The following is a 21,467-nucleotide window of genomic DNA, read 5'->3' as shown; positions in this document are numbered from 1 at the left end:
TGGGAGATATTTATGCAACGCGAACGTCATACCTATCTGACTTTGCAGACCGTGGAGGCCGCCCGTCAGGGCTGGCTGGACCGCATCAGCGCCGAGGGCCGCGAACTGGCCACGGAGCATGTGCCCCTGTCGGCTGCCCTGCACCGCGTGCTGGCCGAGCCCGTGGCCGCGCGCCGCTCCTCCCCGGCCTTCCACGGCGCGGCCATGGACGGCATCGCCGTCAACGCCGAATCCACCTTCACCGCCTCCACCCGGCGGCCCCTGCGCCTGACCATCGGCACCGACGCCTTCTGGATCAATACCGGCCATCCCCTGCCCGCGGGCACCAATGCCGTGGTCATGGTGGAGAACGTCAACACCGAGCCCGACGGACAGCATGTGGTCATCGAGAAGGCCGCCTTCCCCTGGCAGCATGTGCGCAAGCTGGGCGAGGACATGGTGGCGTCCGAGATCATTTTGCCGCCCGGCGTCTGCATCGGCCCCTACGAGCTGGGCGCGCTGGCCGCGGGCGGCGTGCTGGAACCGCTGGTGTTCACAAAGCCCCGCGTGGGCATCATCCCCAGCGGGACAGAGATCGTGCCCCTCACCGAGGCCCGCGAGGAAGACCTGTGCGCGGGCCGCTGCCTGCCGGAGTTCAATTCCTACATCTTCTCGGCCATCGTGCAGGAGGCCGGGGGCGAGGCCTTTACCCTGCCCATCGTGCCCGACGATCCCGAAGCCATCGGCGCGGCCATCGACACGGCCATCGACCAGGGCGCGGATCTGGTGCTGCTCAACGCCGGTTCCTCGGCGGGCAGCCACGACTATTCCGCCGACGTCATCGCCCGCAAGGGCGAGCTGCTGACCCACGGCGTGGCCGTCATGCCCGGCAAGCCCACGGCCCTCGGCATGGTGCGCGGGGTGCCCGTCATCGGTTCGCCGGGCTATCCCGTCTCGGCCATCGTGGCCCTGGAAGAGTTCGTCCAGCCCCTGCTGGCCCTGCTCCAGAAGCGCTGCCTGGCCCGCCGCGAAACGGTCACGGCCCTGCCCGTCAACCCGCTGCCCTCCCGCCCCGGCATGGAAGAACGCATCCGCGTCAAGCTGGGCCGGGTGGACGACACCTTTTTTGCCGTGCCCCTGCCGCGCGGCGCGGGCACCGTCACCAGCCTGAGCCGTGCCGACGGCATCATCAGCGTGGCCCGCGACTGCGAGGGCATCGGCCGTGACGAGCCCGTGCAGGTGCAGCTGCTGCGCCCCCGCCAGCAGGTGGAAGGCACCCTGCTGGCCATCGGCAGCCACGACAACACCCTGGACCTCATCGACAGCTTTTTGCGCCGCGAGCATCCGCGTTTCCGTCTGGCCTCGGCCCATGTGGGCTCGCTGGGCGGGCTCATGGCCCTCAAGCGCCACCAGTGCCATCTGGCGGGCAGCCATCTGCTCAACGATGCCGACGGCGTCTACAACCGTCAGGCCCTGCGCGACAACCTCAAGGGCGAGCCCATGCTGCTGGTGCGCCTGGTGGACCGCGAACAGGGCCTCATCGTGGCCCCCGGCAATCCGCTGGGCATCCACGGCATCGCCGACCTGGCCCGCGAGGACGTGCGCTTCATCAACCGCCAGCGCGGCAGCGGCACCCGCGTGCTGCTGGACTACCGCCTGAAGCAGCTGGGCATCCGCCCGCAGCAGCTGGCCGGCTATGAGGACGAGGAATACACGCACATGAACGTGGCCGCCGCCGTGCTCTCCGGCCGCGCCCATACCGGCCTGGCCGTGCGCGCCGCGGCCTGCGCCCTGGGCCTGGACTTCGTGCCCGTGGGCGTGGAGGAATACGACCTGGTCATCCCGCAGCGCTACGCCGGGGACGAGCGCATCCTCGCCCTGCTGGACGTCATCCGCTCCGGGGCCTTCCGCAAGGAAGTGGCCGCCCTGGGCGGCTACGGTGTGGAAAAGACCGGTCAGGTCATCTGGGAATACGACGGCCGCTAGGAAAAGCCCCCTTGCTGCGGCACATGGCCCCTCCAGAAAAAAACCACCCGTCCGGGTGGTTTTTTTCTGGAGGAGACCGCCAGCGGCCCCCTCATGCATCGGCGGCAGCCGGCGCTTACCTGTTCTTGTCCACGATCCCGCGTACCGTATCAATGGCGGCCGTGCCGCCCACGGTATCCGCGAACTGCGTGTACACGCCCTGCACCGCATCCCGGAAGGGCTTCAGCTCAGGCCGGGAGACCTGGCAGCCCTTGTCTTCCCACTGCTTGAGCAGGCGGTCTTCTTCCTTGACGGAATAGTCCTGCCACCAGGTTTCCATCTCGTTGTTGGCCCTGACGATGGCGTCCTGGATCTCCTTGGGCAGTCTGGAGAACTTGCGGGCGTTCATGATGAAGCAGGTACCGGACAACTGGTGATAGGTGAGGGCGATATACTTCTGGACCTCAAAGTACTTCTGGGAGGTGGAAAAGTTCAGCGTGGCGTCCTGTCCGTCCACGACCCCCTGCTGCAAAGCGCTGAAGAGCTCTGGAGAGGGGATGGCCATGGCGCTGGCCCCCAGGGCCTCGCAGGTGGCTATCTGGATCTTGTTCTGGTTCATGCGCATCTTGAGGTCCCGCATGGATGCCGGTGACGTGATGGCATGCTTGTTGTTGGTGAAGTGGCGGAACGAAAAGCCGATGAACGCCATGACCTTGATGCCCGTCTTCTTTTCCATGTCAGACACCAGCGCCTTGTGGAAATCGCTGTGACGCGTGGCCACGAACGAGGAAAAGCTCGGGAACATGAACGGCATGGAATAGATGTCCATGGGCGGATAATAGGCCCCCAGCAGCTGCACGGCGACGATCTCCATATCGACACCGCCGTTCTGGACCTTCTTGACCACATTGAAATCGGAGCCCAGCTGGCCGCCGGGATAGATGATGACCGTGGCCTGCCCGTTACTGTACTTCTCCAGCAGTTCCCTGAACTTCAGGGAAGCAAGGTGGTAGTTGTTCTGCCCTTCGGGCTGGGCATGGGCAAGCTTGAAACGGTAGGCAGGGGCGGCCGTCGCCGTCACGGCAACAGCGACTGAAAGCAGCGCAGCCAGACAAAACAGACAGAGCTTTCTCATGGGGGACTCCTCGGGCGTTAGAGGGAGAGGAAGGTCTGCGGCAGCCAGAGCGAGATCTGCGGCAGCAGGATGAGGACGGCCATCATCAGGAACAGGAACAGGATGAAGGGGATGACGGCCCTTGATATCTCGCCAAGGGAACACTTGGCCTGGTCCATGGCGACGAACAGGTTCGTCCCCAGCGGCGGCGTCAGGAAGCCGATCTCCGCATTCAGGACGAAAATGATGGCAAAATGCACCAGATCTATGCCCACGGCCTGCACCACGGGAGCAAAGATGGGCGTGAAGATGATCACCTGCGACATGGAGTTCATGATGCACCCCATGAAGGTCAGGAAGATGCAGATCAGCAGCCAGATGACATAGGGGTTGCGCGTGATGGACATGAGCCATTCGCTGAGCATGGAGGGGATCTGGTACATGGCCATGACTTCCCCGTAGGCGGTGGAAACGGCCCAGATGATCCCCAGACGGCCGGTGATGCTCATGGTCTCCTTCACGGATTCCCAGAGCCCCCTGGGCGTCAGCTCCTTGTAGACGAACATGGCCACGATGATGCCGTAGACAGCCGCCACGACGGCACTTTCCGTGGGTGTGAAGATGCCGCTGTAGATGCCGCCCAGGATGATGATGGGCGCCAGGATGGCCAGGATGCCCCGGCGCACGCTCACCATCAGGTTCGCGAAGTTGAAGCGCGATTCCTCCGCATGCACGCCCTTGATCCTGCACATGATGTGCACGAAGAGGATCAGCCCCACGCCGATGAGCAGGCCCGGCAGCAGGGCCGCCATGAACAGGCCGGTGATGGAAACGCCGGTGATCACCCCGTACAGGATGAGCAGGATGCTCGGCGGGATCATGACCCCGAGGGTGCCCCCCGTGGCCACGATGGCCCCGGCGAAGCCCCGGGGATACTTGCGCTCCAGCAGGGACGGCACCATGACGCCGCCCACGGCGGCCGTCGTGGCGGGCCCCGAACCGGAAATGGCCGAGAAGAACATGGACGCCAGGATGGTGACCATGCCCAGCCCCCCGCGTATGCCGCCGATCATGGCCTCGGCCACGTCCACGAGCCTGCGGGAAAGCCCGCCGCGCTCCATGACGATCCCGGCCAGGAAGAACATGGGGACGGCGATGAGGGGGAAGGAATTGACGGAGTCATAATAACTCTGCGCCATGGTCAGCAGGCTGTCGCCCCCCACGATGTAGGCCGTCATGCCCGCCACGGCCAGCGAAAAACCAAGCGGTACGCGCAGCAGGATCAGGACTGCCAGCCCGCCGAACAGGATAAGGGCAATGGTGCTTTGGTCAGGCATGATCTTCTCCTTCCCCGCCGGACGGGTTCAGGACAGCGCGTATGCTGTCATATGTGAACAGCAGGAGGCGTACCGTCATGATGCCGAAGGCAATCGGGATGATGCTGTACACGATGCCCATTGAGATACCGGATATGGTCAGGGTGAAGCGGTATTCCATGGTCGACAGGACGAGCATCGTCCCGTAAACAGTCATGATGGCCGAAAAGGACAGGAAGATGACATTCGAGATGACATCTATCACCTTGAGCCACGATTTGGGGAAGATCATCGGCGCAATATCGACGACGATGTGGTTTTTCTGCCCTGTCACATACGATATCGACAGATAGATGAACCAGATGAAGCATTGTCCGGCTATCTCGGAATTAAGCGCGCTCGAGTGATGGAAAACATAGCGGCCGACAACCTCTATGAACAGAAGCAATGTCAGTATGCATAGGAATATGCATGACAGGAGACCGTCAAACGAGCGAAAGAAGTTTCTGACTCTGCTTTTCATGGTGATCTCCAGGAGTTCTCCACGGACATGCGTCCGTGGAGAAAGGCGGGACTACGTCCCCTGATGCTTTCTGATGGCCATGAGCACCTTTTCCGGCGTCATGGGAAGATGGGTCATCCATACGCCAACGGCATCATGCACGGCGTTGACGATGGCCGGCGGCGTACAGCCGGCCGCGGGTTCCCCCACCCCCTTTGCCCCGTATGGCGCAAAGGGATGTTCGGACTCCACGAGGATGGGCTCGATATGGCGCGGCATGTCCTTGCTGGTGGCTATCTTGTAGTCCAGCAGGGTATCGGTCAGCACGCGCCCGTCCTCCGCATAGCGGTACTCCTCGCCCAGCGCCATGGAGGAGCCCATGATGACGGAGCCTTCGATCTGCTGCACGCAATGCAGGGGATTGAGCGCCTTGCCCACATCATGGGCCGCCGCCAGGCGCAGGACCGTGATCTGGCCCGTCTCCAGGTCCACTTCCACTTCGGCCGCATGGGTGGAGAACATCCAGAAGGCCGAGCTCCACTTCTCGACACCGGGCCAGGCCTTGAGCATGTCCATCCCCGCCGGGGTGTACATGCTCTCGCCGATGATGTCCCCGCCGCGGGGCAGCACGGCATGCAGGGCCGCGGCAAGGGGCATGTCGACACTGCCGTCGGCGCTGCGCACACGGTCGTCAGCCACGGAAAAGGCGTCCGCGGGCAGGCCGAAGTGCGCCGAGAGCCTGGCATACAGGTCGGCAAGCAGCTTCTGGCAGGCCAGGATGACGGCATTCCCCATATGGAAGGTGCTGCCGCTGGACGTGGTGCCGAAGTCGAAGGGCGTATAGTCCGTATCCTGCTGGGGGACGCGGATACGCTCCAGGGACACCCCCAGGGTCTCGGCGGCCACCTGTGCCATGGCTGTCCGCTGTCCGGCGCCGATCTCCATGGTCCCCACATGCAGCAGGACACTGCCGTCCTGGCGCAGGGATGCCATGCAGTTGACGCAACGGGGCGTGTTGGTGCCCTTGATCATGCAGGCGATGCCCCGGCCGATGGCCTTGCCCGGACGTGCCTTGGGCCTGGGGCCGCCCCAGTCGATGGCGGCGGCCGCCTTTTCCAGGGTCTCTGGCAGGCCGACGCTGATCATGGTCTGACCATTTATGTACGAGCAGCCCTCCTTGTAGGCATGGCGCCGGCGCAGCTCCAGCGGATCAAGGCCCAGCGCCGCTGCGATCATGTCCATGTGCACTTCGCAGGCAAAGGCGGACTGGGTGGTCCCGAAGCCGCGGAACGACGTGCTGGGATAGTTGTTGGTGTAGACCAGCCGGGCCCGGATGGAGAGGTTGGGTATGGAATAGGGCCCCACCGAGGTCGTGGTGCCGCGGAAGGCCACTTCCGGGGACTTGGAGGAATAGGCCCCGTTGTCCCAGACCACGTCGGCGGAACGGGCGATGATGGTACCGTCGTTCATGACGCCGCTCTTGAGCCGGAGCCAGGCTCCCATGCGGGTGCCGCTCATGCTCAGGACCTCTTCACGGCTGAAGACATAGCGCACGGGGCGGCCCTTGGCGAACAGCGCGCCGGCCAGCGCCAGCACCTCGGAATACAGGCAGCCCTTGCCGCCGAAACCTCCGCCCTGGGCCGTGGTGATGATGCGGATGTTTTCCTGCCCCGTGTTGAAGATGGTCGCCAGTTCCCCCAGCCGCCGGTGCGGGGCGTCCGTGGTCGTCCAGAGGGTGAAACGGCCCGTGACGGCATCATAGCGCGCCACGCTGCCGAAGGGCTCCATGGCGCAGTGCGAGGTCGGATGGGAAAAGAAGCAATGCTCGAACACATGGTCCGCCCTGGCAAAGGCCTTTTCCACGTCCCCGAGTTCATAGCTCGTCTCGTTGCAGATATTGGTATGCTCCAGGGCGGGATAGCGGCCTGCGTCACGGCGGTAGGCGTGCTGGTCCTCATGCAGCAGGGGCGCGCCTTCCTTCATGGCCTCGAACACGTCGAAAACGGCCGGGAGATCCTCATACGAAGCTTCCACGGCATCCGCCGCCATCTGTGCTTCAAGCTCGCTTTCCGCGATGACGAGGGCGAGGGGTTCCCCATTATAGCGGACCCTGCCCCGGGCCAGGAACGGCTGGTCGGCGATCATGTTGCCGAACATATAGGGCAGCATGTCCCCCGTGATGACGGCACGCACGCCGGGAAAACGGCGCGCCTTTTCCGTGCGGACCTCCTTGAGCAGGGCATGCGCATGGCTGGAACGCGCCACGGCGCCATACAGCATGTCGGAAAACTGGATGTCAGGAGCGTAGACCGCCTTGCCCGTGACCCGCTCGGGGCCGTCGATGCGGACGACACTTTGGCCAACGTACTTACCCATATCTAGCCTCCATTGCGCATGGTCTGCGCGGCATCCATGACGGCGGCGATGGTGCGCGGATAGGTGCCGCAACGGCAGATGACGCCCGACAGCCCTTCCCGGACGGATTCCTCCGTAAGCGGGACACCGCTGTCGATGAGCGCCTTCGCGCTCAGGATCATGCCGGAAGAGCAGTAACCGCACTGCACGGCCCCTTCTTTCAGGAAGGCCTTCTGCAGGGGGTGCAGCTCGCCGTTCTCTCCGGCCAGGCCCTCGACCGTGGTGACGGTGACGCCGTCAAGATCGCCGGCGAGCACCAGGCAGGAATTGACGAGCTTGCCGTCCATGATGACGAGGCAGGCCCCGCAATCCCCATGCCCGCAGCCTTCCTTGACGCCGGTCAGGAACAGCCGGTCACGCAGGATCTCCAGCAGGCTTTCCCGGGCGGGGACCGTCAGGCTGTGGGTTTCACCGTTCACCGTCATTGTCACATGTACGTCTTGCATCAGCAGCTCCTTCTCTCCTGCGCGGCGAGGGAACGCAGGGTCTTTGTCAACAAGCCCCGGACAAGTTCTTTCCTGTAGGCGGCACTGGCCCGCAGGTCCGTGATGGGGCGGGCATCCCGCGCCGCGGCCTCAGCTGCGGCACGGATGGTCTCTTCATCAAGGCGCGCGCCCCGCAGCACATTTTCGGCCCCGGCGGAACGCAGACAGGTGGGCCCCACGGAGGTCATGGCCACCCTGGGCTCCGTGACGGCGTCCCCGTCCCAGCAGAAGGAGACGCCGACCCCGGCCAGGGCGCAGTCCGCGCCCCGGATGCGCCCGGCCTTCCAGTAGGCGCCCACCCTGCCTGCATGCGGCGGCAGCTCGACGGCGGTGATGAACTCGCCGGGGCGGCTGTCCAGCCGGCCCGGGCCCTGGAGCAGTTGTCCCAGGGGGACGCGCCGGCTTTCCCGGGCGCTTTCAAGGATGACGACGGCATCGAGGCTCAGCAGGGCCGGGATGACGTCGGAAGCGGGCGAGGCCCGGCCCACATTGCCGCCCAGTGTGGCCAGATTGCGGACGGCGGGCGTGCCCAGACTGTTGCAGGCGATGCGCAGGACCGCATGCTCGGGGGCGGTGAGGACGCGCCCCATATGCCCCACGGTCACGAGCGCCCCCAGGCGGAGGCCGCCGTCCTCCAGCTTCTGGATACTGTCCAGGCCGGGGATCTTTTTGAGGTTGACCAGCATGACGTCGTCCATGGGCTTGCGCCGCAACATGACCGTGATGTCCGTACCACCGGCAAGCGCCAGGGCTCCCGGGGCGGAAAGCATCGCCGAAGCTTCCGGAACAGAGGACGGCTCTTCGTAGAAAAATGGTCTAATATGTTTCATCAAAAGCCCCCTTTTTAGTGAAAAATTTTTATAACTATCTTAAATATATCGTATAATGAATATCACCATTTGGTACGATTTCAGGTTAAAAAAATTTTTCACAAATAACAACCAAAAGCTTGGAATAAATCCTCCCCTGAAAAAATTTTTTTAAAAAATATAAATATAGTAATATGTTACATTAGAAATTTTTTTCACGATTTTGTCCCGCTTCTTGCGGTTTAAGTGAAATTGGTCTAATCAATTTGAAAAAGGAGGCGCTGAGGGAATCTTTATGCTATCTTGGTGCACCTTCACACTCAGCAAGGATAGCACATGATGACGGAGCAAAACGGGCGCCGCCCTTTGTATGCGGTCGTTTCAGAAAAAATCATCGCCATGATCAAGTCAGGCGAACTCCCGGATGGGGCCCGCCTCCCTGCCGAACGCGTTCTCGCGGAACAGATGGGGGTCTCAAGGACAAGCGTCAGGGAAGCCATCCGCCTGCTGTCCCTGAGCGGCATGCTCACAAGCCAGCAGGGGTCCGGGACGTTCGTCAACGCTTCTGTTCCCGGTCTTGCGGGAGACGAACTGCGGTTCATGTCGGACGTGTATTATGAACAGGACCATCTGAACGAATTCAGGAAATACATAGAGTGCAATGTCATCGAAATCGCGGCACACAGGGCCACGAAAGAGGATATCAACGCACTTAAATCCATAGTTTACGATCAATACAAATCAAGGTGTGAACACAAGAATGAAACATTCTACATCAAGGAATTCCACCTTGCTCTTGCCAAGGCCACACATAACCCCATATTCATTTCACTGATGAGGATCATCAATTCCCTGTTCGACCAGAGAAGGAACGATTCCGTTACCCATAATTTGAAAAGAAGATCTGAATCCATCTATTGGCATAACAAAATCATAGAAGCATTGGAGAGTCGCGATATCCAAAAATGCCGTGCCGTCATGGAACAGCATATGCGTTCAAATGCGAATATGATACATGACTAATAGGTTCCTGACGCGGCAAGTACCTGTAACAACCTGTCATGAAGGAGAGGTCCCATGCATGTAGCGGTGTTCAACGGCAGCCCCAGGCGTAACGGCAACACGGCCCGACTGTGCAAACTCTTTTGTGAAACGCTTGCTGCGGAAGACATTTCTTCGGAGATCATCCAGGTGGGCGGTGTCAGGGTCCACGGATGCCTGGAATGCAACCATTGCCGGCGTAGCGGCGAAGAGGTCTGCGTCCAGAAGGATGATCCCTTCAATGAATGGTTCGAAAAGATGCGGGCGGCCGACGGCATCGTGCTGGCGACACCCGTATTCGTGGGCAATGTCACATCGGAGATGAAGGCCCTGATCGACAGGGCATGTTACATCTCCCGCATGCGTGTGCGCGTGCAGGGGCAGGACAACATCTTCAAGCACAAAGTGGCTGCGCCCCTGATAGCCGTCCGTCGTGCCGGGGCCATGCAGGCCTATTTCAACATCATGTCCTGGTTCGCCATCAGTGACATGATCGTGCCCACATCAAGCTATTTCAATTTTGCCTTCGGCCTTGACCCCGGTGATGTGGACAGCGATGCCGAGGGCATCCGAACGGTGAAGGACCTGGCCGCCAATATGGCCTGGCTCCTCAAGAAACTTGCCGCTTAGATCCCGCCCCACAAGGAGCCGCCGCAGCGCCTGATGCCTTGCGGCGGCTTTCCGTGCCGCCCATGACTGCCCTGAGCCTTTTTTCCCTGTACGGAGGCCTGTTCCTCACCGCGCTGGTGGCGGCCACCCTGCTGCCCGCGCAGTCGGAACTGCTGCTGGCCACCCTGCTGGTGCAGAGCGGAGAACCCGCCTGGGCCCTCATCGCCGTGGCCACCCTGGGCAACAGCGCGGGCTCGGCCGTCAACTGGTGGCTGGGCCGTTCGCTCACGCGCTTCCAGGGCCGCCGCTGGTTCCCCTTCTCGCCGGAATCCCTGCGCAAGGCCGAAGGCTGGTACCACCGCTACGGCCGCTGGAGCCTGCTGTGCAGCTGGATGCCCGTCATCGGCGACCCCCTGACCCTGGTGGCCGGTACCCTGCGCGAGCCCCTGCCCTCCTTCCTTCTGCTGGTGGTGCTGGCCAAACTGGGCCGCTATCTGGTGGTGGCCGGCGTGGCGCTGGCGCTCTGGTGACGCTGCCATAAAAAAGGACGCCCGAAGGCGTCCTTTTTTCGTGCGATGATCCCTTTCCACAGGGCGACAGGTCGTGCAGGAACGGTGCGGACCGCACGCTTTTTTCCCTTGTGTCTCCTCCTGCCCGGGGGCAAGGGGCGGCTGGCCCGTGCCGCAGCGGCAAGGGCGGCGGCTCCCATGACCTGCCGACCGGGAAAGAGGTCCGGCCCTGGCCGACTGCCGGGGACCGCGGGAAAGGGGGCGCCCTGTCCGCCTTGCAGGGCATGTGACGCCCGGCCGGAGGAGGGAGCCCCTTCTTCCCTTGGCAGCATTTCTCCTACTTCTTCGGCAGGTCTACTTCTTCAGCAGGTCGTCCCGGCTGTCGCGGGCATGGCGCACGAAGACGGCGCGCACGCCGGGCAGCTCGCCCAGGCCGGTGAGCACGGGGCGGGGGGTGAGGCCCAGGGCGCGGATCCGCGAGGCCCAGGAATCGGGCTCGTCACCGGCCAGGTCGTTGCGGGCATGGTCCCCGGCCACCACCATGAAGGGCTGGAGCCAGATGACGGACGCGCGGCTGGTCTTGATGGCGGCAAGCACCTGGTCGAAGCCGCGCGAGCCTTCCACCGTGGCCAGCACGGCCAGGTTGTCGGCATAGGAGAGGGTGGCGCGCATGCCTTCGATGACCATGTCGCCCCGGCCGTGGCTCTGGCCGTGGCCCATGAGGGCCAGCAGCTCGCCGGGCTTGCGCCTGCCTTCGGTGGCGCCGAGGACGGCGCGGCAGACATCTTCGGCATCCTGCCGGGATTCCAGCAGCGGGCGGCCCAGATAGACGGCCTTGAAACTGTCGGGATGGCGGGCCAGCCAGCTGACGAGCAGGCGCTCCATCTCGCTGAATTCCTCACCGGCCACCACATGCAGGGACTGGACGCGCACCACGTCCACCTTTTGCCGGGCCAGTTCTTCCAGACCGGCGGCCACGTCACCGATGTGCACGCCCTTCTTTTCCAGCTTGGCCCGGATGATGCTGGAGGTATAGGCCCAGATCACGGGACTGTGGGGAAAGGCGGCCTTGAACTCCTTGTCGATGGCGGTGAGGGCGGGCTGGGCCTCGGGCACGCTGGTGCCGAAAGCCACCAGCAGCAGGCCTTCCTTCTGGGCCGCCAGGGCAGGCAGGGCCAGACAGAGGGTGAGCAGCAGGGCCGGCAGCGCGGAGCGCAGGAATGTTGTGGGGATGTGGCGCATGGAACCTCCTCAATGACGCGTTGAAAGGTTAGGGATGGCGGGTATTCGGACTTGAGGGAATGGGGAGGCATGCCTCCGGGCCTTTACTTCGCCTTCACCGGGACGGCTGGCTGTCGTGGCGTGTCGCCAAAGAAGCTCCGTACCCTCTCACCGCAGCGCGACTGTTTCCGATTCGCACGGAATTCCCCGCATGGATGCGCCATCAGAAACGGTTTGGGGCACAAAAGTCAAGCCGGGACGGGCAACGATGTCCCGTGGGGATGCGCAAGATGAGTCCCCGCCGTGGCAGGCGGGCCGCCACAGCGCGGGCCGGCGGGGCGCGCTGTCCCTGTGTTTTTTCGCCGGACGCGCCGTTGCCGGGCGCCGGGGAGGGCCGGCGGATGCTTGGCCTTGGCCGGGCTTTGGGCTATGCTGGCCGCATGAGTACGCACAGTCGATCATTTCCCGCGCCGCGCCGCGGCGCCGTCCATGAGGAGCAGGCCCCGCAGGAAGCCGACAGGGAAGAGGAAAAACGTTCAGCGCCCCGCCGTCGCGGCGGGGACAAGGCCAGCCCGGAGCAGGGCGCGGACAGGCAAGGCCCGTCCCGCCGTTCCGGGCGTCGTGTTTCCGGGGAGCCGGCAGCGCAGGCTCCCGCCCGGGCCCGGACAGGCCGGAGCAGGAAGACGGAACAGCCGGAAGCCGCCGGGGAGGCCCACGTCCTGCCCCGCTGGCGGCAGGAGCGCCGGGAACAGCGGCGCGAGGCACGGCAGCAGGAGCAGGTGCATCTGGCCCGTCGCTGGCCCGACCTGCCCCGTTCGGCCCTGCCCAGGGAAGATTTCAGCGTGCAGGTGGCGGCGCGCGACTACATGCAGCCCCTGCTGGAAGAGCTGGGGGACCGCGTCATCACCGTGCGCGGCCGTCTGGTGCTGGCCCGGGGCACGGAACCCGCGGCCTGGGCCCAGAACGTCTGGACGGAGCCGCGCTGGATCCCCATCACCTCCATCGGCAACGGGGCGCGCCAGCTCTCGGCCCTGCAGCGCAACTGGCGGGCGCACATCCCCACCATCGGCGGGCATGTGCGGCGCCTGCGCCTCATGCAGGAGCAGCTGCCCTATGTGGCGGCACGGCCCCTGCATTTCGGCACGCCCGCCCCGTCCGCGCCGCTGGGGGCCTTCACCCTGTGGGAGAAAGACCTGATGCTGGCCTCGCCGCGCACCACCTCGCCCTTTGCCGACGGGGAGGTGCAGTTCGTGGAGAACCGCGAGGACCCGCCGGGCCGCGCCTACCTCAAGCTGTGGGAAGTCTTCACCCTGACCGGGCGCACGCCCGCGCCGGGGGAACTGTGCATCGACCTGGGCGCCGCGCCGGGCGGCTGGACCTGGGTGCTGGGGCGGCTGGGCTGCCGCGTGTTCAGCGTGGACAAGGCCGGGCTGGCGCCCCAGGTGGCGGCCATGCCCGGCGTCAACCACTGCCTGGGCAGCGGCTTCGGCCTTGAGCCGCGCCATGTGGGCCAGGTGGACTGGCTGTTCTCGGACATGATCTGCTACCCTGACCGCCTGCTGGAGACCGTGCGGGAATGGCTGGCCGCCGATGCCTGCCGCAACGTGGTCTGCACGCTCAAGTTCCAGGCCCGGACCGACCACGAGACGGCGCGGGCCTTTGCGGCCATCCCGGGCGGCCGTCTGCTGCATCTTTCCTGCAACAAGCATGAGCTGACCTTCGTGAAGCTGGCCGGCTAGGCCGGAAACGCTCCCGTCATCAGGATGCGGGCATGCCGTCGCCGGGCGGTGTGCCCGCGTTGCGTTTTTCCGGCTGCCGCATGGCGTGCGGGCAGCGATGGGCATACCGCGATGACAGGCAGGGGACGGAAGCCCTGCCGTCTGCGGCCGCCCGGGACGACGGGGCCCTGCATGGCGGTGCGCACTCCCTTTTTCTTTTCAGGAACAATTATCAGGAGTGGGGGACTCTTTTCCCTGTCCTTTCACGGCCTTCGGCCGCTGCCCCGCTGCGGGAAAAAGGCCGCTTTGCCCGCCCTGACCCGCATCCGGGCCATTTTCGCCTTGTGCTTTGCCTCTCCTTTTGCTACTTTCTTTCACCCCCGCACAGGGGACAAATTATGTTTGGAGGCATGTCAAGCATGGCAGACAAGGAAACCGGGCACGAAAACGAAATGAGTTTCGAAAGCGCCCTTGAAAACTATCTCAATCCCGACTTCGGCGACCTCGAAGAAGGCTCTATCACCAAGGGCGAGATCGTTCGCGTGGATGACGACAATGTTCTGGTGGACGTGAACTTCAAGTCCGAGGGCCAGATCCCGGCCAGCGAGTTCCGTGACGCCGCCGGCAACATGACCGTCAGCGTGGGCGACCGTGTGGATGTCTATGTCGTTCGCAAGAACGAGATGGAAGGCACCATCACGCTGTCCTTTGAGAAGGCCAAGCGCATGCAGGTCTTTGACCAGCTCGAAGACGTGCAGGAAAACAACCGGGTCATCAAGGGCCACATCGTGCGCCGCATCAAGGGCGGCTACACCGTGGACATCGGCGGGGTTGAAGCTTTTCTGCCTGGCTCGCATGTGGACCTGCGTCCCGTGCCCGACATGGACGCCCTGGTCAACCAGGAATTCGAATTCCGCGTGCTGAAGATCAACCGCCGCCGCAGCAACGTGATCGTTTCCCGCCGCGTGCTGCTGGAAGAAGAGCGTGATTCCAAGCGTCAGGATCTGCTGCGCACCCTGGAAGAAGGCCAGATCGTGCACGGCAAGGCCAAGAACATCACCGAATACGGCGTGTTCGTGGACCTGGGCGGTCTGGACGGCCTGCTGCACATCACCGACATGAGCTGGAAGCGCATCCGCCATCCCAAGGAAATGATCACCATGGGTCAGGACCTGACCCTGAAGGTGCTCTCCTTCGACCGCGAGAACAACAAGGTCTCCCTGGGCCTCAAGCAGCTGGTGCCCGATCCGTGGCAGGACATCTCCGCCCGCTTCCCCGAGGGTGCCAAGTGCACCGGCAAGGTCACCAACCTGGTGGACTACGGCGCGTTCGTGGAACTGGAACCCGGCGTGGAAGGCCTGGTGCACATCTCCGAAATGTCCTGGACCCGCAAGCTGCGCCATCCTTCCCAGATGGTGCATACCGGTGACGAAGTCGAAGTGGTCATCCTGGGCGTGGACGGCGAGAAGAAGCGCATCAGCCTGGGCATGAAGCAGGTCCGTCCCAATCCCTGGGAACTGGTGGCCGAAAAGTATCCTGAAGGCACCATCCTCGAAGGCGTCATCAAGAACATCACCGAATTCGGCATGTTCATCGGTATCGAAGACGGCATCGACGGCCTCATCCACGTGTCCGACATCAGCTGGACCAAGAAGGTGCGTCATCCCAACGAGATCTACAAGGTGGGCGACACCGTGCAGGCCAAGGTGCTGACCGTTGACCAGGAAAACGAAAAGTTCACCCTGGGCATCAAGCAGCTGGTCGATGATCCGTGGGGCCATGTGCCCAGCACCTACCCCGTGGGCTGCACCGTGAAGGGCGTGGTGACCAACATCACCGACTTCGGCCTGTTCGTGGAAGTGGAAGAAGGCATCGAAGGTCTGGTGCACGTTTCCGAACTTTCCAACAAGAAGATCAAGAGCCCCGCCGAGCTCTACAAGGAAGGCCAGGAGATCCAGGCCAAGGTCATCCACGTGAGCGCCGAAGAACGCCGTCTGGGCCTGTCCATCAAGCAGATCAAGGACGACGAAGACCGCCGCAAGCCCAAGGAATTCCATGCTGGTCCCCAGGAAGCCGGTCAGAGCCTCGGCGACCTGCTGAAGGCCGCCCAGGAAAACAGCTAGTCCTCACGGACCGGTCTGCGAATATGAGGGGGAGCCGCAAGGCTCCCCCTTTTTGCGTCTGCGGCCAGCCGGGGCTATGGCCTGCCATCCCCGCGGGACGTCCCCGCCTGCCACAGGCAGGGGGCCTGCGGCAGGCGGAGGGGCCGCTTGCCTCGGGACTGGCGATGCCCTACAGTTGTCCTGTAGTCCGGCCACAGGACAGACAGGCCATCGGAGGCAGACATGAAGCGTGCACTTTGCTGGATCGGAGGTATCGTTCTGGTACTGGCGGCGGTACTGGCCATAGTGGTCAGTCAGCTGGATACCGGATTCATCAGCGACCAGATCTCGGCCGCGGTGGCAAAAGCCACAGGCACGCCCGTGCGCTTCGCCAGCCCGCCCGAGCTTTCCCTGCTGCCGCCCGGGGCCAAATTCGCCGCCGTCAGCTGGGACGGCGTGCAGGACGGGCAGGGCATGCGCTTCACGGCCAGGGGCGGCGAGGCCCATCTGGAGCTGGAACCGCTGCTGCACGGGGAACTGGTCATCGGGGAAGTCCGTCTGGACAGCCCTTCGCTGAGCCTGCTGCTGCCGGAAGGCAAGGCCGCGGCACCGGCGGGGCCGGCCTCCGGGACAGAGGCTGCCGCGAACAGGCCCGGCGGCGACGTGCTCCTGCCGCTGGAGCTGGGCCGCCTGACCCTGAGCAAGGGCAGCCTGCATGTGGAGAAGGGCGGCGAGCGCTACGACCTGCGCGACATCAACCTTTCCGTGGAGAACCTGCGCAACGGCCAGGATGCCGTCCTGCGCTGCGATTTCACCTATGATCTGCTCACCGCCGGGCGTGCGCTGGCCGGGACCCTGGCCCTGGATGCCCAGGCCGGGCTTTTCGGCATGGCCCCGCGTGTGCAGAACCTTTCCCTGACCATCACGCCTTCCCGCCGGGGCCTCCTGCCCGCGGGCCTGGGGCCCGTGCAGCTGCAGGGCGATGCCTCGCTGGACACGGCGGCCCGGCAGCTGCATCTGTCCCGCCTGAGCCTTTCCGTGCCGCACGGCCGTGTGGGCCTCACCGGCACGCTGGGCCTGGACGGCCCGGCCTTCACGGGCTCCGCCCTGCTGGAAGGCTCGCCGCGCAAGCTGGCCTCGGCCCTGGGCGTGCAGCTCAAGCCCCACGCGCAGGACGCGCTGCTGTTCAAGGGCTCCGTGACCTGGGAGGGCGACACGCTGGCGCTTTCCCAGTGCAAGGGCAAGCTGGACGCCACGCCCCTGCGGGCGGAGCTGCGCCTGCATTTCCGGGACGTGCTGGCCATGGAAGGTTCCCTGAGCCTGGGCAAGCTGCAGCTGGATGAATATCTGCCCCTGCCCGGGAGCGGCAAGGACGCCGCCGCGGGCAAGACCGGGGAAGGCAAGGCCGTGGCGGCCGCGGACCAGGAGAGCGCCACCAGCTGGCCCACGCTCAACGTGCGTCTGGCCATGTCGTCCCTGGGCTGGAAGAAGATGCACCTGCGCGACATCTCCCTGGCCCTGAGCGGCAGCAAGGGCGATTACCGTCTGACCTCCTTCCAGGGCGTGCTGGAAAGCGGCGGACGCCTGTCCGCCGGCGGCCGTGCCGACCTCCAGAGCCACAAGTATGCGCTGGATCTGGATGCGGCCGAAGTGGCCCTGGGCCCCCTGCAGGAAGCTCTGGAAAAGCCCCGCTCCGTGGAAGGGCTGGCGGCCCTCAAGGCATCCTGCACCACGGGCGGCACCGGTGCCGACGCCATGCTGGCCGCCCTTTCCGGTTCGGGCGACCTGCGGCTGCGCAACATGCACGTCCCGGCCCTGACATCCCTGCTGCATTCGGTGCCCGGCCTCAAGGGTGCCGTTTCCGATACCTTCGAACAGGTGCACGTGCCCTTCGTGCTGCGCAAGGGCGAGGCCGACATGGATCCCATGACGGCCACCTCGCCCAAGCTCCAGGCCAGAGGACAGGCCCATGCCAGCCTGCCGCGCCAGCACCTCAAGGGCACGGCCACCATCACCACGCTGGGCCTGAACATCCCCGTGAACTATGAAGGGCCCTTCGACAACCTTTCGTTTTCGCTGGACTCCAGGTTCGCGCTGGACGCGGTCAAGGGGCTCGGCAGCAACCTGCTGGAAGGCGGCAGGAAGGCCGGCAGCGCGGCCGGGGATACGGCCCGCGAGGCGGGCAGCGGCATCGGCGGTGCCGTGCGCGACGCCGGCGGCGCCATCCGGGGCCTGCTCGGCCGTTAGGAGGGGATGTTTTTCGGGGGGAAGGGCTCCTTGTGTTGCTGTTGATGCCCGCACGTTTTTTATTGTTGAGGGGGGACCCCCTCATCTCTGCTGTCGATGCCCGTAGCTTCCTGCGTCGCAACGGGCACGGCCCTGCGGGCCGCCATCCGGTCGCTGCCAGCGCGAGAGGGGTTCCCCCCTCAAACTCCCCCCTCCCCAAGCGCGCTTTATTCTGGAGAAGAAGGGATGCACAGGCCTTGCCTGTTGTTTTGGAGGCAGGCGTACGGCAGGGGGGCGCCATCTTTCCGGGGCGTGTCCTGCCGGGCAGGGCTGGTGGGGCAAGATCCTGTGCAATGAAATATGAAAAAAGGCCTCTTTCCCGCAGGGGAAAGAGGCCTTTTGCTGTCGTTGCCGCGTCGTCCTACTTCTGGCGGCTCTTGAGCCAGCTCTTTTCGGTACCGGCGCGCAGGCGGGCGATGTTTTCCTTGTGCTTCCAGACCACCAGGGCCCAGATGCACAGCGACAGGGGCACCCAGGCGTACTGGGTGGCAGCCAGCAGGGCAAAGGGCAGCACCGTGACCAGGGTCAGGGAGCCCAGCGAGACGAAGCCGCTGCGCCAGATGACCAGCACGCAGGCCGCGCAGGAGAAGAGCAGGGGGAAGAAGGCCAGGGGCAGGAACACGCCGATGCTGGTGGCCACGGCCTTGCCGCCGCGGAAGCCCATGAAGCAGGAGAACACATGGCCCAGCACGCAGGCCAGGGCCACGCAGGTCACCGGCAGGGGCGAAAGGCCCAGCCACAGGGCCAGGGCCACGGGCAGGGCGCCCTTGCCCAGGTCGCAGGCCAGGGTCAGCACGCCCCAGCGGAAACCGCACAGGCGGGCCACGTTGGTGGCGCCGGTGTTGCGACTGCCGTCGTTGCGGGGATCGATGCCGCAGAAGGTGCGGGCGATGACCAGCCCCCACGGGGCGGAACCCAGCACATAGCCCAGAACGATACACAAAAAGGCCGTCATATTCCTCCTCCTTGAACCGGGGCTGTCCTTGCCCCGCCACAGCGGCTGCCGTGGCGCTGTTTATCCCTGTCAGTGTCCCGTTCCCGTATGGCCCGTTTCCCCTGATGAAGCGCATTTGGGGGAGGATGGGGGGCCTGGGGGGAAGGGACCCCCTTTGGGCGCTGGTTAAAGGGGGTCCCTTCCCCCCGGGAATATCTCCTCAGGATCCCGCATCAGCCGTCCATGCTGACGGCTTCGAGGATCTGGATTTCGTTGTACAGCGGGTGCACGCGGCCGATGCGCACCTGCACGGCCATGCCGGGGCAGGTGCGCTCGTCGAACATGCGGCGTTTGCCGCGCACATACATGCCCTGTGCGGGCAGGCTCACGTTGACGAACATGTCATTCTCTTCGGTGACCACGCCGTCCCACCAGACCTTGTCGCCCTGCTGGCGGAAGTAGAGCAGCTTCCAGTAGCGCGGGCGGAAGCGCTGCACCTGCCCGGCGGCATCCAGCACGGCATTGAGGCTGACCAGCAGGGTGGACAGGGCCTCGCTGTCCCAGCGGGGCGTGCCGTGGGTGAGCCAGTGCAGCAGCTGGGCCTCGTTGATGAGGTCGGGATAGCGGCGCAGGGGCGAGGTCATGGGCGTGTAGCGCGCCAGGCCCAGGGCGGCGTGCGGCCGGGCCTGCACTTCGAGGCTGGAGGGGATCAGGGCGCGCATGATGCGCGTCATGTCCTGGGGTTCCTTCCAGACACCGGCGTATTCCCTGGGCAGGGCCACGTCCTGGGTGCGGTGCAGCATGGGGATCTCGCGCTCCGCCGCCCACTGGGCCACGGCGGCGCTGGCCAGGATCATCATCTCGGCCACCAGCGGCTGGGAGTCCGGGGTCTCGTGGCCGGGCTCGATGGAGACGCGCGTCTGCGCGCCCTGGCCTTCCAGCACGATGGACGGTTCGGGCCGGTCCATGATGACGGCCCCGCGCGCGATGCGGGCCTTTTGCCAGACGTGGGCGAAGTCGTTGCCGCAGGCCAGCATGGCGGCCCAGGGCGCGGCGGGGTTGTCCGCCTGCGGGGCCTCGCCGGAGGCCAGGGCGTCGAGGACGGCCTGGGTGTCGTCGTAGGTCAGGTTGGCGGCCAGGCGCACCCGCGCGGCCCGGGGCTCGCAGGAAAGGATCTCGCCCGCGGCCGAGATGCGCGTCTTCACGCAGAAGGCCGGGCGGTCCTGACCGGCCAGCAGGGAAAAGGCGTCCGTGCCCAGGACTTCGGGCATCATGTGGCTGTCGCCCTCGGGCAGGTAGATGCTGGTGCCGCGACGGAACACGGCCTTGTCCAGGGGCTCGCCGAAAGGCCAGCAGGCGGCCGGGCAGGCCAGGGCCAGGGTCAGCTCGAAGCCGCCGTCGTCCGTGGGCAGGATGTGGAAGGCGTCGTCCACGTCGCGGGTGGTGGCGCTGTCGATGCTGATGAAGGGCAGGTCGCAGACGGGCAGTTCCACCTGGCGGGCGGCCCGCTGCAGGGCCTCCACGGCCGGGGCCAGGGGGCGCCACCAGTCGTCGCCGGGGGCGTAGCCCGCGCGGTCATACCAGAAATTGTAGTGGGCGGGCACCTGCTCCCAGGCCATGAGCAGCTGCACGGGCAGGTGCGGCACATCGGGCAGGCCCTTGGAGAGCATGCGCCACAGTTCGTCGTATTCCTGGTTCTCGGGGTCGGCCATGCGGGCGAACAGGATCTGCTTCAGGCGTTCGGCCACTTCGGGGGCCGGCCATTCGGACATGCCCCGGCAGTCTCCGCCGGGCCGGGGCGGCAGCGCGCGTTTTTTGCAGGCCACGTCCCAGAGCAGGCGGAAAAAGCTGTTGCCGCCCAGCACCAGGGCCTCGCGGGCGGCGCGTTCCTGCTGTTCCCTGAGGCGTTTTTCCACCATCCCGGCGGAAAAGATCTGGAAGACGGGCGGCTGGAAGCGGAAGTGGCTCTTGCAGGCCAGCAGGGCGCGCCCGCAGGCGGCGACGCTGTCGGCGTCCCCGGCCTGCCCGGCCAGTTCGGCGAACCACTGGGCCGAGGCTTCCGGCACTTCGCCCTGGCTCATCTCCCACAGTTCCAGCACGGGCAGGGCCGCGGCCAGTTCCTCGCGGCGGGCACGGTGCTGCTCCAGCAGGCGGGCGGACTCGTCCTTGCCGGGCACGGAGCCCAGCGCGGGCCCGGCCCAGGGCAGCAGGCGCGACGTGGTGAGACGCGTCTCGCGCCGGTTGGGCAGCAAAAGACGCAGTTTGCCGCCGGATTCCTCGGTGACCAGCGCGATCTGGACGGCATTGCCTTCAAGATATTCCACAATGCAGCCCGCCGAGGGGTACTGCACACAAACCGACATAAAAGCTCCTTCAACCGGAGGATGGCTCCGATAGGCGGTACAATCCGCCATTTTGCCTGTTCTGGCAAGTCCCGGCGGCAGGGACGTGATGCCGGCCGG

General features: G+C 64.9%; 16 protein-coding genes and 1 riboswitch. Of the genes, 7 read left to right on the top strand and 9 right to left on the bottom strand.

From position 1 onward, the window contains the following. Positions 1-12: 12 nt before the first annotated feature. On the top strand, positions 13-1,965 hold the full coding sequence (locus tag DESPIGER_RS08760; protein WP_072335671.1) for a molybdopterin biosynthesis protein: 1,953 nt from the start codon (positions 13-15) through the stop codon (positions 1,963-1,965). 115 nt (positions 1,966-2,080) lie between these two features. Here the strand turns inward: DESPIGER_RS08760 and DESPIGER_RS08755 are convergent, their stop codons facing one another. Genes DESPIGER_RS08755 through DESPIGER_RS08730 form a run of 6 tightly spaced genes read right to left on the bottom strand, consistent with a single transcriptional unit; the run spans position 2,081 to position 8,606 of the window. Beyond that, entirely contained in the window at positions 2,081-3,079 is a 999-nt protein-coding gene (locus tag DESPIGER_RS08755; protein ID WP_072335669.1) for a TRAP transporter substrate-binding protein, read from the bottom strand. Between the two features lie 17 nt (positions 3,080-3,096). Further along, positions 3,097-4,395, bottom strand: coding sequence for a TRAP transporter large permease (locus DESPIGER_RS08750; protein ID WP_072335666.1), 1,299 nt, complete (start codon positions 4,393-4,395; stop codon positions 3,097-3,099). After that, positions 4,388-4,897 carry a TRAP transporter small permease gene (locus tag DESPIGER_RS08745; RefSeq protein ID WP_072335663.1) on the bottom strand — a complete coding sequence of 170 codons (510 nt, stop codon included), beginning with the start codon at positions 4,895-4,897 and terminating at the stop codon, positions 4,388-4,390. Before DESPIGER_RS08745 ends, DESPIGER_RS08750 begins: the two co-directional genes overlap by 8 nt. Positions 4,898-4,948: 51 nt before the next feature. Beyond that, on the bottom strand, positions 4,949-7,252 hold the full coding sequence (locus DESPIGER_RS08740; protein ID WP_072335661.1) for a xanthine dehydrogenase family protein molybdopterin-binding subunit: 2,304 nt from the start codon (positions 7,250-7,252) through the stop codon (positions 4,949-4,951). Between the two features lie 2 nt (positions 7,253-7,254). Continuing rightward, positions 7,255-7,737: a (2Fe-2S)-binding protein gene (locus DESPIGER_RS08735; protein ID WP_072335658.1), complete on the bottom strand. Its 483-nt coding sequence runs from the start codon at positions 7,735-7,737 to the stop codon at positions 7,255-7,257. Beyond that, on the bottom strand, positions 7,737-8,606 hold the full coding sequence (locus DESPIGER_RS08730) for an FAD binding domain-containing protein (protein WP_083575348.1): 870 nt from the start codon (positions 8,604-8,606) through the stop codon (positions 7,737-7,739). The genes DESPIGER_RS08735 and DESPIGER_RS08730 overlap by 1 nt, the downstream gene beginning before the upstream one ends. Before the next feature lie 315 nt (positions 8,607-8,921). Between DESPIGER_RS08730 and DESPIGER_RS08725 the strand changes: the two genes are divergently transcribed. The 3 genes from DESPIGER_RS08725 to DESPIGER_RS08715 all read left to right on the top strand — a co-directional run bounded on the left by DESPIGER_RS08725 (position 8,922) and on the right by DESPIGER_RS08715 (position 10,765). After that, positions 8,922-9,608: a FadR/GntR family transcriptional regulator gene (locus DESPIGER_RS08725; protein WP_072335655.1), complete on the top strand. Its 687-nt coding sequence runs from the start codon at positions 8,922-8,924 to the stop codon at positions 9,606-9,608. Between the two features lie 54 nt (positions 9,609-9,662). Next, positions 9,663-10,256: a flavodoxin family protein gene (locus DESPIGER_RS08720; protein WP_072335651.1), complete on the top strand. Its 594-nt coding sequence runs from the start codon at positions 9,663-9,665 to the stop codon at positions 10,254-10,256. A 62-nt stretch (positions 10,257-10,318) separates the two neighbouring features. Further along, positions 10,319-10,765 (top strand): YqaA family protein, encoded by a 447-nt coding sequence (locus tag DESPIGER_RS08715; protein WP_083575441.1) that lies wholly within the window; start codon positions 10,319-10,321, stop codon positions 10,763-10,765. Positions 10,766-11,098: 333 nt separating this feature from the next. On the opposite strand, the gene DESPIGER_RS08710 is transcribed toward DESPIGER_RS08715, so the two are convergent. After that, positions 11,099-11,986, bottom strand: coding sequence for a sirohydrochlorin cobaltochelatase (locus tag DESPIGER_RS08710; protein WP_072335648.1), 888 nt, complete (start codon positions 11,984-11,986; stop codon positions 11,099-11,101). Between the two features lie 18 nt (positions 11,987-12,004). Continuing rightward, positions 12,005-12,205: riboswitch (cobalamin riboswitch) on the bottom strand. 626 nt (positions 12,206-12,831) lie between these two features. Between DESPIGER_RS08710 and DESPIGER_RS08705 the strand changes: the two genes are divergently transcribed. From DESPIGER_RS08705 to DESPIGER_RS08695, 3 genes are all read left to right on the top strand, one after another. Further along, positions 12,832-13,704, top strand: a complete 873-nt coding sequence (locus DESPIGER_RS08705; protein WP_072337673.1) for an SAM-dependent methyltransferase — start codon at positions 12,832-12,834, stop codon at positions 13,702-13,704. A gap of 398 nt (positions 13,705-14,102) precedes the next feature. Further along, a complete protein-coding gene (locus tag DESPIGER_RS08700; protein ID WP_156831672.1) occupies positions 14,103-15,806 on the top strand; it encodes a 30S ribosomal protein S1 in 1,704 nt (567 codons plus the stop codon). 222 nt (positions 15,807-16,028) lie between these two features. After that, positions 16,029-18,032: an AsmA family protein gene (locus tag DESPIGER_RS08695; RefSeq protein WP_072335645.1), complete on the top strand. Its 2,004-nt coding sequence runs from the start codon at positions 16,029-16,031 to the stop codon at positions 18,030-18,032. A 400-nt stretch (positions 18,033-18,432) separates the two neighbouring features. Here the strand turns inward: DESPIGER_RS08695 and plsY are convergent, their stop codons facing one another. Both plsY and DESPIGER_RS08685 read right to left on the bottom strand, forming a co-directional pair. Beyond that, on the bottom strand, positions 18,433-19,026 hold the full coding sequence (gene plsY / locus DESPIGER_RS08690) for a glycerol-3-phosphate 1-O-acyltransferase PlsY (protein WP_072335643.1): 594 nt from the start codon (positions 19,024-19,026) through the stop codon (positions 18,433-18,435). Between the two features lie 212 nt (positions 19,027-19,238). Beyond that, a complete protein-coding gene (locus tag DESPIGER_RS08685) occupies positions 19,239-21,368 on the bottom strand; it encodes a ribonuclease catalytic domain-containing protein (protein ID WP_072335640.1) in 2,130 nt (709 codons plus the stop codon). Between the last annotated feature and the right edge of the window lie 99 nt (positions 21,369-21,467).

Source organism: Desulfovibrio piger, assembly GCF_900116045.1.
Classification (GTDB): Bacteria; Desulfobacterota; Desulfovibrionia; order Desulfovibrionales; family Desulfovibrionaceae; genus Desulfovibrio; species Desulfovibrio piger_A.
This window is presented reverse-complemented; position numbering and strand designations above follow the sequence as displayed.